Raw genomic sequence first — 12,769 nt, 5'->3', positions numbered from 1 at the left:
GCCGCCCAGGCTGGGGTCAGAAACGGCGGATACGGCGCATGGGCCGTGCCGGGCGGTCATGTCAGCACCGCCAGCAGCAGTGCGACTGCCAGCAGCGACAGCCCGGCCACCAGCAGTCCCATCGCGGTGGAGATCTGCCGGTACTTGCGGACCGCGATCCCGCCCAACAGGACGGTGTCGACGGCGAGGGTGGTGGAGACCGGGACGCTCCCGGCTTCCAGCAGCGCGCCCGGCCCGTTGTAGGCGGCGTCCAGCCAGGTGCCCGGCGTGGGGAACTGGGTGAGCCCGGGCCGCACGGCCGACAGCAGGACCAGCACGGCAGCGAAGATCGGCACGGCGGCCAGCCACAGTCCGACCGTCGCCGGTACCGAGGTCTGGCGGGTGGTCAGCGCCACCACGCCGGAGAAGGCCAGTCCGACCAGCCCGAGCAGCGTGGTGACCTTGGTGTCGGCCTTGCCCAGTTCGGCGCGGGCCTGTTCGTGAGCCACGTGGACGTGCGGCATCGCGTCGGGGTAGGTCATGGGTCGCTCTCCTTCGGTCATCGGCCGATGCCGTCGTGGCGTTTGCTGTTGGCGTTCCAGCAGTTGTCGTTGAAGCAGTTGCCGTTGGCGTTGGTCGGCCATCCGCAACCCGGGCAAGGCGGGTTGCCCTTGCTGCACGGGCAGGGCGTGGTGGTCACGGCGAGGACGGTCATCGGTTGCCTCCCTGGGTTTCGCGCTGCTTGCGCTGGATCTGTTCCTGCTGGCGCTGTAGCTCGCGGTGCCACGCGCCGGAGTCGTTCTGCCCGCTCACGCCGCCTCCCCTCGGGTCACAGCGGAGATGTCCAGCCGGACCGGCAGCACTCGCAGCGCCGCGCGGTCGGTGCGCCGGCGGGTGCGGTGGGCGTGCTGGGAATCGGTGAAGGCGTGCCGGGTACGGACTTCGGCGACGGTCGTCGCGCCGGTCAGCTCCTGCTCGACCTCGGCGAGCAGCGCGTCAATGGCCGACTCGTCAAGTCCGTCCGGGTAGTAGCCCTGACCAGCAGGAACGCCGTCAACGGCGGCCCAGGCGGTGCGGTTGGTGATTCGTGCGGAGTTCATCGGAAGCCCTTCTGATGGTCTGTCGTTGCGACCACCAAAGACTCACATAGCTCTGCTAGTGGAGTCAACCTAACTCAGCTAGTAGAGCTAGAGAAGTGCGCACATTCACCTAGTTGGGCTAGCAGGGTGACAGCTATGCTGTGCGCATGGATGCCCTCGACCCGGACGACGCTCGTCCCCCGTTTCAGCAGGTAGCAGCGGTTCTCAAAGCCGCGATCGTCACCGGCAAGTTGCGGCCGGGCGACCGGCTGCCCTCGTACACAGACCTGGCGTCGCAGTACGGCGTGGCGCCGATGACTGCCCAGAAGGCAGTTGGCCTCCTTCGGGATGAGGGGCTGGTCATTTCGCGGCAGGGGAAGGGCTCGTTCGTGCGTCAGCGCACGGAGCGGTCCGTCGGTCTCAGGCCGCACGTAGAGGCCGTCTTCGAGAGTGGGGCAGTTGCGATCGACTTCGCCGGGTTCTCGGGGGAGACCTTGCAGGGTGTCATCAGCGAGCCGCTGGACAAGGTGCGCTCCGGCCGGCTCCAGCCAGAAAGCTTGCAGGTTCGCATCCTGCTGCCCGACCTGTCGAAGCCGCTCGGGCTACCGGCGCTCGCGCCCGACGGCGTGGACTCGCCGGACGTCCGCAAGCGTGCTGAGCGCATCGTGCAGCGATCTACGCAGGGGGTCGTGGACACGGTGCAAGAGCTCGCTGCGCTGGGCTTGGTCGAGTCGGCGTCGGCGCAGGTCCGGACCTACCACTCGCCGCCACTCTTCAAGCTGTTCCTGCTGAACCAGGCTGAAGCCTTCTTCGGGTTTTACCCCGTGCTTCAGCACTCGGTGGCCATCGGGGGAGAGCCTGTCGAGATCTTCGACCCCATGGGTAAGGACGCGGTGCTGTTCCACTACGCAAAGTCCGAGGACCCTGACGCGATTGAATCGCAGTACGTCGACCAGGCGCAGAAGTGGTTCGACAGTGTGTGGAATTCGGTAGCTAAGGATGTGGAGAATTAGTGACCGATCTTCGCGAGACGCTTGCCAGCGCCAAGCTGATCCTGTTTGACTTCGACGGTCCCATCTGCGACGTATTCGCGGGATTGCCCGCAGCAACCATTGCGCGTCGGCTTGAGCAAATTCTAGGCGAGCGCGTTGACTCGGATGACCCGTTGCGAGTTCTTCAAGAGTCGGCTCGATTCGGTCAGGATGTCGTTCAGGCGATTGAGTTCGAGTTGGTGCGTGCCGAGTTGGAAGCGGTCGACATTGCGACGCCGACTCCTGGCGGTCTTGAGTCGATGCGGGCCGCGTTGAATGCAGGGAAATCGGTTGGTGTGCTAAGTAACAACTCTCCGGAGGCTATCGCCAGATTCCTGCTCACGGCCGGATTGATGACCGATGTGGCGCCGGTCGTTGGTCGTCCTTATGGAAGGCCGGAGCTGATGAAGCCGCACCAGTACACGCTTCAGCAGGCTCTGATGGGCGCTCACGTGCAGCCGGGCGATGCGGTGTTCATTGGCGACTCGGCAACGGACATTGAAGTGGCGTTGGCTGGGGGAGTGGCACCTGTCGCGCTTGCAAATAAGTCGGGTAAGCGGGAGTTGTTCGAATCAAGTTCTCCGCTCGTTGTTGATGACATGCGTTCGATCATGGCTTGCCTTCAGGCTATGCAATAATTCGCGCTCTCGGCGGTACCGATATTTCACGATGAATGGTCCATTGGTCGCCATCCGGTGCGATGCAAGTCAGTCGGATATGTAGCTTGGTTCCTCGTTCCTCGTCCAAATCGATTACCCAGTAGACCGCGTCCCCCGTTGTTAGCTGGTCTCGGTCGGGAGAGCTGTCGAAGGTGGGTAAGTAGAAGGCGGCCAAGGGGCGACCTTGAGGAGATGTGCCGTTCATGCCAGACCGGAAGTAGAAGCCTCTGCTGTCGACAATCTCGGCTTCGATCCTCGCGAGAGGAGGAGACTCCTGAAGGCGAAAGTGCAGAACGTGCCAGGCTCCACCGTTATGGCTCTGCAGCTCGCCCGGGCTCACCTTAGGCGTGCGCTCCTCGTGTCGCCGGTCCTTGTCGAGTCGCGCTGTCTCTGCCGCTGCCTCTGCGGAGACGGCCGCGGAGTCCGCCGCTGCCTTCGCGGCGGCGGCCTGCTGGCGTCCGTAGTACGCGCTGGCTCCGGCGGCCAGTAGGGCGAAGATCGACACGATGAGCGCTGCGAGTGCCATCGGGCAAGTATCGCCGTCCGGATGGGGGTGACGATGGCGACGCGCCGCGGTGGAGGGGACCAGGCGGCGTCACCGCCTCACATGTGCCCCACGGGGACGCTCGTCAGCGGTGTTTCCACTGGTCAGGCACCGTAGCTTTCCGTTAATGTTGCGCGGCCATCTTCTTCTTGCTCTCCTTGCGAATTCGCATGGGTGGGAGTTCTGCCGTGCGTGCATCGACGAGGTTTGCGGCCTCGTCTGGGCGGACGTAAAGCCACAGCGAGTCACCTAGTGGACGCTTCGCCTTTAACCTGCGTGGACGATGACCCAGTGAACGAATAACAAGATCGCCTGCGGCCTTTGCGAGCGGCGGCGGCACGCTGTTGCCGATCTGCCGATGTCCATGCCAGTTGGTGCCCGACATACGAAACCAGTCCGGGTAGCCGTGCAGGCGAGCAGCTTCGCGCACGGTGATAACCCGGGGAAGTGTCGGGTGGATAGGCCGTGGAGAGGTGTGTGCTCCTCGCTCGCGTCCGGTGCCTGCGCGCAGTGTTCGCGAGGGTGAATCTAGTGACAGGCGGTAGAATCGGCTAATTGCCTCGACGCTGCCAGGCTGTGTCGAGGCGAACCTCTTTATGATCTCTGGGGTATGAACGGTGCGGAGTGAATTTGTCAAAAGCTCGTGGTCCCACAGCCTTGGTCGCCCCAGGTTTTCGACGGCAGATATATCTGCAAGATTGGCCGCGTACGCAGATGTGGTACCGATACGGCGTCGAACGTCTTCAGCGTTCAAGGCAGCAGAATCCGTCTTTAGTAGATCGTCGTATGCTTCGATCTCAGGTAACCCGTCGAAAGCATCACGTACTGTCATTTTGCGGACTGTGGGGGTGGGGAGCAGCTCGGGAATTTCTGATTCCAGTGAACCGAAGACTAAGACCCTCTTGCGAACTTGAGGGACGCCAAAGTCGCTAGCGTCAACCCACTTATCGGTTCCCGTCAGATGATAGCCGGCGTTGCGCAACTTCTTGAATACGGAATTGCGGAAATCTGCAAAGCGAGGCTCAAGTAGTCCTGGTACGTTTTCAAGAACAAAAGCTCGCGGACGCACCTCGCACACAAGGCGTGAAAAATGCATCAAAAGGTCGTTGCGTTCGTCATCATCTTGCCTGCGGCCCATGCTTGAAAATCCTTGACAGGATGGACCGCCGATCAAAACATCGATCGTATCTAGCGTGGTTCGAACGGCTCTCATCCTGGAGGCGCCTCGACTCGCTGCCGCGTAGACGTCTGCTGCAGTGATCCCCCGGACGTCTCTGCACAGGATTTCCGTATCCGGAAAGTTGTACTTGTGCACCATCGCGTGAGTCGGGTCGTACTCGATGGCTGCTACGACGTCAAAACCGGCCTGCTCAAAGCCGAGGCTCAGTCCCCCTGCGCCGGCGAACACATCGACGACGATCGGCCTCGTCGAACCCAGCCTCACGTGTTTGCCTTCCTGCGGGGCCGCAGGCCAGGGTGGTCGCGGCGTCGCTCCTGACGATCGCACACCAGGCCACTCGGAGCCAAGGCGCCACGCCTCTTCGGTGGAAGATATTCCAAACGACCTCGATCGGTGAGAGCATAGTTGGGTTCGTCGGCGAGCTACGGGGCGGGGAGTGCATGACCGGGCCAGGTGAAGACCCTTACAAGGTCGAGGCAGGCGCAGACAAACGACTGTTTGTGTCGATGCTCATCAGAGATATCGAGCTTATACCGGCCGTTATCGATTTGGTTGACAACTCTGTAGACGGAGCTCGAGCCACTTCGCCAGGAAACCTAAGCAAGCACTCAATCGAATTGACGGTCCTTCCTGAAAGATTCGAAATTAAGGATGATTGCGGCGGTATTGATCTAAACATTGCTCGGCACTATGCCTTTCGGTTCGGGCGACCGAAGGACTACGACGGTGTCGAAGGGTCTGTTGGGCAATTTGGCGTCGGCATGAAGCGTGCCCTGTTCAAGCTGGGCAACAACTTCGAGGTCGAATCAAGGACCTCATCCACGGCTTTTTCATTGCCTGTCAATGTTAGCGACTGGCTGGAAGATGAGAATTCTGACTGGCAATTCAAGATGAGCTCGGTCGACGAGAAGTATAATCCTGCCGAAGGTGGCGTGGGAACTACAATTCGTGTCTCCGAGTTGCATGAAACCGTGCGTGAGGATTTTGCTAACTCGCGCATTGGCAGCCAGCTAAAAGAGCAGTTACGCCTTCGTCATCAAAGTATCCTTAGTCAGGGTCTCAAAATGACCTTGAATGGAGAGGTTCTTAGGCCTAGCAGTCAAGCACTGCTTTCGGGTGCCGAGTTCTCGCCGATCAATAGGCGTTTTGTCGTCACCGTGGACGGCGGCGACGTACTGGTCCGTATTGTGGCGGGTATTGCCGCGTCAGGCTCCAATGAAAATGCTGACGATGGCGATGCGGAGGAATTCAAGGGGGGAAATGATGCTGGTTGGTGGATTTTTTGCAATGATCGGTTGTTGATATTCGCGGATAGAACTAGTCTGACGGGGTGGGGGGATCCGGCGCCAGCTTATCACCCGCAATATCGGCGATTTCGCGGCTACGTTTACCTGAGTGCTTCAAAGCCAGACCTTCTTCCGTGGAACACGACGAAGACCGGCGTTGACCAGGATTCGCGGGTGTGGCGCCGCGTTCAGTCAGAGATCAAGGTTAGCCTTGGTCAAGTTGTCTCTGCACTTAACCGCTTGAAGAATGAGCGGGAGTCTGGTGAAGACCTTGACGAAACGCCAATCTCTGCGGCGTTGAGTAAGGCTAAGCCCGTACCGTTAGATGACTTACCCTCGCAGTCAGCTTTGCATGCACCCTCGCCGAGGAGACTGCCTAGACCGATCCCTAGGCGACGATCAACTCAAAAGGTTCAGTACGACGTAGAACTAGACCGATATCGCGAGGTATTTGACTTGACCGACGCAACCTCTGCGGCGGACGTTGGGCGTCGAACATTCGACTACTTCTACGAGAGAGAAGTAGAGGAATAATGGCGACGATGTCGTATGAGTCTAGGCCGTCGAAAACCGTTGTGCGAAGAGTCTTCTTCGAGTCGTTACGTCACCTTAAAGTGATCGCGGCCTTCGCGGATTATCAGTACGTCGGATTCGGTGCCCTTGAGTTCATTGACTTTGATATGGCTCACCGCAGTTTGGGTATCGAGAGCATGGTTAGCATTGAGCGAGACGTTCATATTGAAAGGTATGAATGGAACCGACCTTTCAATGGCATTGATATTCTCTCTGGAACCTCTTCGGATATCTTGCCGACCCTAGACTGGTCTCGGCTATCTATAGTGTGGCTTGACTATACGGACACCTTGAATAAAGAGGTGATCCGAGATGTTGAGATGCTGCTGCGTGTGTTGATTCCTGGAAGTGTACTAGCTGTCACTGTGAATGCGCATCCGGTTCATCTGGGTGAACGTGTCGAAGCGTTGAACTCTGCTATCGGTCCTGACCGTGTCCCGCTCAGGATGACCGAGAGTCGCCTGGGGGGTTGGGGGATGGCTGAGGTGCAGTGGGAAGTTTTAAATTCGGCTATCTCGGAAACGATGTCGAGTCGCGGGGATGGTACAAATTGGAACCAGATCCTCAATCTCCGCTACCAAGACGCGGCGAAGATGCAGATGATCGTCGGCGTAGTGGGATCTGACGATTTCCGAGAGACGTTGGACTCCTGTAGGTTTGAAGAATTGGCAGAGCTGCGTCGCGAAGATGATGCCCTGGTTGTCAATGTTCCTATGCTCACCCGTAGGGAAAGAGACTGGATAAACCAGCGTCTTCCTGCAGTCGGGGCCGTGGCTGATATTTCGTTACCAGGAGTCAAGGTTCGGGAAATAGATGACTATAAACGAATATATCGATGGCTTGAGGCGACTTCCTGAGCCCGTGAGTCGCAATGGGACAGGTGGTGGAGTGCTCTAGCATGTAGGGCTCCCGACCTGGGGGCCCTCGCTCGCCCGGAGCCTTCGGGATGGAGTGGCCGCGTCTCATATGTCGTCTCGTTCGTCTCAGTCCGGCGTCGGCCGTCCCGGTACTCGATCGCGCTTTGACCAGGAGATCAGTGACCTGCGGACTGACGTGAACGGCGGACCGGACAGCTTGTAAACAGAAGGTCAGGGGTTCGAGCCCCCTTGGCGGCTCAGCTCTGACCAGGGAGTCTCCGTTCTCGGGAGACTCCCTGTGCCTGCCAGAGCAGCCCGCCGAGCTGCGTGGCGATGCCTCGTCGGGCACGTGCTGGTAGCGCTGGGCCATCGTGATCTTGGACCAGCACGAGCCGAAAGCCGGTTACCCGCGGTTCGTCCAGCCGGTGGCACCCCGGACCTGGTCCTGCGCTACTCGTTGTTCGGCGACGAGCCCCCGCCGGCATTCCTGTCCACGCGGTATCTCTCATCGATGTCAGGAAGCCAGAAGCAGAGTTCCAACGTCTTCATGCGCGCCCAGTGCGAAAGACGTCGTGCCTGCACGATCAACGAGAAGAACCCGACCGCCAGGAGCACCGCACATCCGGCCGCCATCGCCGGGGTACGGCTGAGGAACAACTCGACGATCGCGGCGACGAACCCCAACGCCAGCGGGGGCGCGCAGTTACGCAGCATGAGGCCACTGGCGCGCAGCCGGGTCACCTCGGCCGCGGCGTCCTTGTCGTGGAGCTGCAGTGCGGACAACAGGAGGAAAGGATCGGCCTGGACGTAGTCCCGGTCCTGCGCCGTCGGCACACGACGGAGGAACTCCTGGCGTGGATGCCGCTCACGCCTGCGCGGTACGACCCGGTTCACCACCGCGCCGACCGGGTAGGCCACGTATCCGAGCAGGTAGCTCAGCAGCACGAAAACGATCAACGTCGGCACCGGTGTGCCGGCGAGCGCGCCGATATCGACCCAGTGCAGCCTGACTACCAGGTAGCCGAGGAACGCCAAATAGATCGAACCGGAGATCGTGTAGGTGAACAGGTCGAATATGCCGATGGCGAAGGTCACCCACTGATCCAAGAACTTGGACGGGGCCAGCGCCACCCCCAAGCGAGCGACCGGTCTGCGAGGGTGTCACGACCACGCGGGTTCGGGGCCGTCGTAGCCGAGCAGCTCGGGCCACGGGACGTCCTGGTTGGATAGGGGAATGAACGGTACTCAGTCCATAGACAGGCCGTGGGGTGCCTCGGTGTTCGGCGCGGCGAGCGTGGATGCCGCCCCGGATCTGGCCCGGCTGCGGGTGGCGATCAAGCAGACCCGGCCGACGCCCGCCGAGGCGTTCGAGGTCACCCGCACCGGGGTCAACCAGGTCCGAGAGGTGCTACGCGGACACGCGATTCCCGACACGGCCGTATCCACCTCGCGGCTGAACCTGAAATCGAGTTGGGGCTTCACCGGCAACGAGCGCAAGTTCATCGGCTATGAGTGTGCCGCCTCATTCGTGATCGAGCTGCGTGAGCTCGAGCTCCTGGAGACGGTCCTGGTCGACGTGGTCGAGGCCGGGGCGAACCAGGTCGACGGGGTCGAATTTGACGTGAGGGGCAAGAAGCAGCTGCGGGCGCAGGCACGTGAGGCCGCGGTAACCGCCGGTCGAGAGAAGGCGGATCTGTACGCACGCGCCGCAGGAGTACGGCTCGGCCCGGTCATCCACATCCAGGACATCGACTCCGAGCAGATGCCGAACACCTCCCGCAGCCATGCCCAATCCGGGGCAGGCGGTGGCGAGGGTGACCTGACCCCCGGCAAGATCACCGTCTCGGCGGGTGTGGTCATCGGATTCTCCCTCGTCGGGGATTGATCAGACGACGACCAACCGCAGGCCGGGCAGTCGTAGACATCCGGCGTCTGGCGCGGGTGGGCGCCGCTACGAGGCGGGGCCGACGCCGTTGCGCAGCGCGGTGAACAGCCGATCGAGGCGCGCGCGGTGGTCCTGCCCGACGGTGGTCGCCGGTTCGCCTGCGATGCGGCGGCGGGCGGTCTCCACCAGTGTCGCGCTGTAGCCGGCGATGAAGAACGCGGCGAGCAATGTCGCGTCGCCCTCGAAGGTCGGGTCGCGGTCGAGCTCCTCGGCCAGCGCTCCCTGAAGTTCGGACATGACGGCTCTCGCGCGCGCGACGAGCACCGGTGATTCCGCGACCGTCCGGAAGAAGGGCACGGAACGGTCGGCGACACCGGAGAGCGGCCACCTTCCTCCGCAGTGGCACCCGCGACCTGTTCCTCTCCAACACCGTCCGGATGCACCGCAACCTGCGCGTTGCGGAGGGGGCGCGCAGGTCGCCGACCGTAGTCGGTGATGACGGCGGAAAGCTGCCAGCGCGGCGTGCGGTGTCCGCCTAGCGTCGCGGTATGTCACAAGACAGTCGCGCCATCGTCCAGAGCGCATGGCGGGCGTTTGCCAGTCACGATGCCGATCAAATCGCTGCGGTCTTCACCGAGGACGCCGAATGGCTCGCCCCGCCGGGGAACGCCACGGCGATCGCGCTGGATGTCCCGAGCCACATGGTGGGCAGGAAAGCGATCGCGCACTTCCTTGCCGAGGATTTCACCCGGTTGTTCGTGCGCGATGTCTTGGTCACATTTCACGGCTTCCACGCCGATGGTGCGCGGGTGGTCGTCGAGGAAACCATGACGGCGATTCTGGCCGACGGCAACCACTACGCCAACGACTACTGCCTGGTCTTCGAGCTCCGGGACGGCCTCATCCACCGGGTCCGCGAGTACATGGACACCGCGCGCGGGCACCGCATGATCTTCGGAAAGTGACCGCCGGTGGAACGCGTCCTTCGACTCACTCTTATGGCTGAAACCCTGCGGTGGATTCTTCCTCCCGGTATCGTCCTCGCGGCGGTGTAGCCGGCCATGGCGACCAGGGGAGGGCCGTTGGCGTTCAGTCTTGACCACGTCGTGCTCGCGGAGCTTGGTGTACCCGATGTCGCTGTTGCGGACGCGCAGCTGAACGAGCTGCTGCAGCCCGGTGGTGAGCGAGTCGAACTCGCCGCCGGGTACGAAGCCCGGGACTCGAGCGGCACCGTCAGGGTCGTGGTCGATCCGCAACGCAGGTTGGTCAACGTCGACGTCCGGCACAGCTGGGTAGCGCGGATTCCGGCCGCCCAGCTCGCCGGGGTGCTGTTCCAGACCTACGTGACAGCCGTTCAGCGCGCCACGGTCGTCGAACTCGCCAACGCCACGGAGCCGGCCGCCGCTCACCCCGTTGAGCAGATCCCTGTCCTCGACGAATCCCTGCCGTACGAGGAATGGATCGCCGCCATCCGCGCGCGAATGGCCGACGTCGACGCGCAGCTGGAACGCATCCATCGGCTCGAGGCGAGCCGGGCGACTCCGATGGCCGGTGACATCCGGAGTCCGCGCGGGTACTTCGTGCTGCACCTGCGAGGGGGCAATCCCACCGGGGTGACCGGCTCGGTCGACGTGCTCGCGAACGCCGGCTCGGATCGGCTCGGGCTGGACTTCCTCCAGATGTTCGCCGCAGCCGGTTTGGCCACGTCCGCTGCTCAGGCACCGTCGCGCTCCGCCCGGCAGCCGCCACCGGACGACGAGGACGTGTTCGAGTTCCGTTACGACGATTAGGGGCCTCACGATGGTTGGCTACAAGGTCATCACCTCGGCGGTACGTGCCGAGGGAACGAAGTGGCGGGGCCTCGCCGACACCCTGGGCGGCGTGAACCCCGTCGTGAAGAACGCGACACTGGGACCAGCGGCGTTCTTCGTCGGCGATCCGCTCACGCTGGCCACGGAAGCGTTCAACGCGTCGCTGCTGAGCGACACCTACGAATCCCTTCGCTCCTACGTGGAAAAGGCCGTGGACGGGGGCATCCTCGAGTTCGACCAGATCGACGACGCGCTGCAGAAGACGGCTCGGATGTACGAGCTGGCCGAGGAAGTCACCGAAATCGATCTGAAGAAGATCTACGGAACGGCACCACAGTAGCCATGACCACACCAGCGGGCCCCGAGGCCTACACCGGCCCCCTCGAGGACATGTTCGCCAGGATCGAGGGCGAAGTCCACAAGATCATCGACAAGTACAACGCCGCGGTCGACCACATCAACGACTGGAAGTACGTCCTCGGCCCGGCGCTGATCTGGATCTCCGACGCACTCCAGAAGATCCGGGACGGCCTGGACAAGGTCGTGAAGCTGGTGCGGTACGCCGTCGAACACCACACGCCGGTCGTGTCGCTGATCATCCATAGCTTCAACTGGCAGGACCACGTGCAGAAGGACGTCTCCGCCGTGGTCGGCTCGGTCGAAGCCCCCGCCGACCCCAATCTCGCTTACTGGGAGGGCGCGGCCGCGACCGAGTACCGGAACCGGGCCAAGACCCAGCGTGATGCGGTGGAGGCGATCGGCGGCCAAGGCGGCAAGGCGGATGCGATCAGCAGCTGGCTGATGAACATCGCCAAGCTCAACGTCGAGTTCATGACCGGTCTGGTGAAGATCGTCGCCGACTTCCTCGGGGCGCTGGTCACGGCCGGCCTCGAAGGCGCCACCGTCGTCGAAATCCCCTTCGCCGTCAAGGATCTGGCCGGCGCCATCGGGGGCCTCGTCACCAACGGCATCAACCGGTTGGCCGAGATCGCCACCCGGCTGATGGGCACGCTGGCCGGCGTCCGCGATGCCAAGGGACTGATGAACGACCCCCGGCTGCCCGGTGGCCAGTGGCCGCAGGCGGTCAACCTGTGACCGGGGAGGCCCAGCTGTGAGCGCACCGACCCCGCACGGGTACCCGCAGTACGGGCGCGGAGGTCCGCCACCTCCGAAGCGCAGCGTTCGCGCCGGCTGGATCATCGCCATTGTGGCCGTCGGCGTGGTCGTGGTGGTCGGCGTCGCCGTGGGAGTGTTCGTGCTGCTCAACCGCGGCAGCGGCGACGACACGGTCGACGGCAAGTACGGGTCCGCGCCGCTGGCCGGCTGCGACGACGTCGCCCGCCGGGTGGGGGACCTGCCGCCGAAGAGCTCCGATACGCCGCTGCAGGGCAGCAAGGGCTGGTTGTGCACCTTCACCGACCCGGCCGGCGCTGTGACGGTTCACCTCGACGTGGAAGTGAACACCGTGCAGCGGCAGCGCGCCGGATTCGACGTCCAGACCTCGTCGGCCGGCTACGTGCTGGACCCGGCAACACACCTGGGGGAGCGTGCGGCGTGGGGACCGGCCGGCAGCGGGCAGTCGTGTGACTTGCTCGTCCTGGACAGCAACGCGACGTTCAAGGCCGGGATCGACGACTGGAAGGCGGCGCGCGAAGACGGACTGACCTGCAAGGACAGGGTCAAGGTCATCGCAGGGGCTCTCTACGACGCGATGCAGCCCCGGTAAGACCGCTCCGACTCGAACCGGACGAGCTTCGGCGGCGATCATGCAACGGTCTGCCGGCCCCGTCTCGTATGTACGGGTGAGAGGGGGTCGTGACCGATCGCTGGGTGCCGGGGCACCCAGCGCCCTGGAGGCCGCGGCGCCGGGCAGTCTCCTGGCACC

General features: G+C 62.8%; 17 protein-coding genes. 10 read left to right on the top strand and 7 right to left on the bottom strand.

The features are described 5' to 3' along the window. Positions 1-56 precede the first annotated feature (56 nt). The 3 genes from AB0F15_RS10210 to AB0F15_RS10200 form a co-directional block, all read right to left on the bottom strand. The gene (locus AB0F15_RS10210; protein WP_360268159.1) at positions 57-521 is read right to left on the bottom strand and encodes a Pycsar system effector family protein; all 465 of its coding nucleotides are present in this window, start codon (positions 519-521) and stop codon (positions 57-59) included. Between the two features lie 17 nt (positions 522-538). Beyond that, positions 539-694, bottom strand: a complete 156-nt coding sequence (locus AB0F15_RS10205) for a hypothetical protein (protein WP_360268156.1) — start codon at positions 692-694, stop codon at positions 539-541. A 94-nt stretch (positions 695-788) separates the two neighbouring features. Next, on the bottom strand, positions 789-1,079 hold the full coding sequence (locus AB0F15_RS10200) for a hypothetical protein (protein ID WP_360268153.1): 291 nt from the start codon (positions 1,077-1,079) through the stop codon (positions 789-791). A 146-nt stretch (positions 1,080-1,225) separates the two neighbouring features. Here AB0F15_RS10200 and AB0F15_RS10195 point away from each other — a divergent pair, with 146 nt between their 5' ends. Further along, positions 1,226-2,071 carry a GntR family transcriptional regulator gene (locus AB0F15_RS10195; RefSeq protein ID WP_360268151.1) on the top strand — a complete coding sequence of 282 codons (846 nt, stop codon included), beginning with the start codon at positions 1,226-1,228 and terminating at the stop codon, positions 2,069-2,071. Next, entirely contained in the window at positions 2,071-2,727 is a 657-nt protein-coding gene (locus AB0F15_RS10190) for an HAD family hydrolase (RefSeq protein ID WP_360268148.1), read from the top strand. The genes AB0F15_RS10195 and AB0F15_RS10190 overlap by 1 nt, the downstream gene beginning before the upstream one ends. Here AB0F15_RS10190 and AB0F15_RS10185 read toward each other — a convergent pair. Then, on the bottom strand, positions 2,717-3,274 hold the full coding sequence (locus tag AB0F15_RS10185; protein ID WP_360268145.1) for a hypothetical protein: 558 nt from the start codon (positions 3,272-3,274) through the stop codon (positions 2,717-2,719). The genes AB0F15_RS10190 and AB0F15_RS10185 overlap by 11 nt on opposite strands. Before the next feature lie 142 nt (positions 3,275-3,416). Continuing rightward, positions 3,417-4,736 (bottom strand): DNA cytosine methyltransferase, encoded by a 1,320-nt coding sequence (locus AB0F15_RS10180; RefSeq protein ID WP_360268142.1) that lies wholly within the window; start codon positions 4,734-4,736, stop codon positions 3,417-3,419. Positions 4,737-4,912: 176 nt separating this feature from the next. Between AB0F15_RS10180 and AB0F15_RS10175 the strand changes: the two genes are divergently transcribed. Together AB0F15_RS10175 and AB0F15_RS10170 are read left to right on the top strand one after the other, a co-directional pair. After that, the gene (locus AB0F15_RS10175; protein ID WP_360268139.1) at positions 4,913-6,292 is read left to right on the top strand and encodes an ATP-binding protein; all 1,380 of its coding nucleotides are present in this window, start codon (positions 4,913-4,915) and stop codon (positions 6,290-6,292) included. Then, the gene (locus tag AB0F15_RS10170; RefSeq protein WP_360268136.1) at positions 6,292-7,188 is read left to right on the top strand and encodes an O-methyltransferase; all 897 of its coding nucleotides are present in this window, start codon (positions 6,292-6,294) and stop codon (positions 7,186-7,188) included. Before AB0F15_RS10175 ends, AB0F15_RS10170 begins: the two co-directional genes overlap by 1 nt. Before the next feature lie 450 nt (positions 7,189-7,638). Here the strand turns inward: AB0F15_RS10170 and AB0F15_RS10165 are convergent, their stop codons facing one another. After that, positions 7,639-8,283, bottom strand: coding sequence for a hypothetical protein (locus AB0F15_RS10165; RefSeq protein WP_360268133.1), 645 nt, complete (start codon positions 8,281-8,283; stop codon positions 7,639-7,641). A 181-nt stretch (positions 8,284-8,464) separates the two neighbouring features. Between AB0F15_RS10165 and AB0F15_RS10160 the strand changes: the two genes are divergently transcribed. Further along, the gene (locus AB0F15_RS10160; RefSeq protein WP_360268130.1) at positions 8,465-9,073 is read left to right on the top strand and encodes an SIMPL domain-containing protein; all 609 of its coding nucleotides are present in this window, start codon (positions 8,465-8,467) and stop codon (positions 9,071-9,073) included. Between the two features lie 66 nt (positions 9,074-9,139). Here AB0F15_RS10160 and AB0F15_RS10155 read toward each other — a convergent pair whose 3' ends face one another. Then, complete coding sequence (locus tag AB0F15_RS10155) at positions 9,140-9,370, bottom strand: hypothetical protein (RefSeq protein ID WP_360268127.1); 231 nt, start codon at positions 9,368-9,370, stop codon at positions 9,140-9,142. Between the two features lie 251 nt (positions 9,371-9,621). On the opposite strand from AB0F15_RS10155, the gene AB0F15_RS10150 reads away from it, so the two are divergent. From AB0F15_RS10150 to AB0F15_RS10130, 5 genes are all read left to right on the top strand, one after another. Then, positions 9,622-10,038 (top strand): nuclear transport factor 2 family protein, encoded by a 417-nt coding sequence (locus tag AB0F15_RS10150; RefSeq protein ID WP_360268124.1) that lies wholly within the window; start codon positions 9,622-9,624, stop codon positions 10,036-10,038. 117 nt (positions 10,039-10,155) lie between these two features. After that, positions 10,156-10,863 (top strand): hypothetical protein, encoded by a 708-nt coding sequence (locus tag AB0F15_RS10145; protein ID WP_360268121.1) that lies wholly within the window; start codon positions 10,156-10,158, stop codon positions 10,861-10,863. A gap of 10 nt (positions 10,864-10,873) precedes the next feature. Further along, positions 10,874-11,224: a hypothetical protein gene (locus tag AB0F15_RS10140; RefSeq protein ID WP_360268118.1), complete on the top strand. Its 351-nt coding sequence runs from the start codon at positions 10,874-10,876 to the stop codon at positions 11,222-11,224. Positions 11,225-11,226: 2 nt separating this feature from the next. Beyond that, entirely contained in the window at positions 11,227-11,979 is a 753-nt protein-coding gene (locus AB0F15_RS10135) for a hypothetical protein (RefSeq protein WP_360268115.1), read from the top strand. Positions 11,980-11,995: 16 nt separating this feature from the next. Beyond that, on the top strand, positions 11,996-12,610 hold the full coding sequence (locus AB0F15_RS10130) for a hypothetical protein (RefSeq protein ID WP_360268112.1): 615 nt from the start codon (positions 11,996-11,998) through the stop codon (positions 12,608-12,610). Positions 12,611-12,769: the final 159 nt, after the last annotated feature.

The sequence above is a fragment of the Amycolatopsis sp. NPDC026612 genome (genome assembly GCF_040638285.1).
In the GTDB taxonomy this organism is placed as follows: domain Bacteria; phylum Actinomycetota; class Actinomycetes; order Mycobacteriales; family Pseudonocardiaceae; genus Amycolatopsis.
The sequence above is the reverse complement of the archived record's forward strand: the minus strand, read 5'-3'. Positions and strand labels throughout refer to the sequence as shown.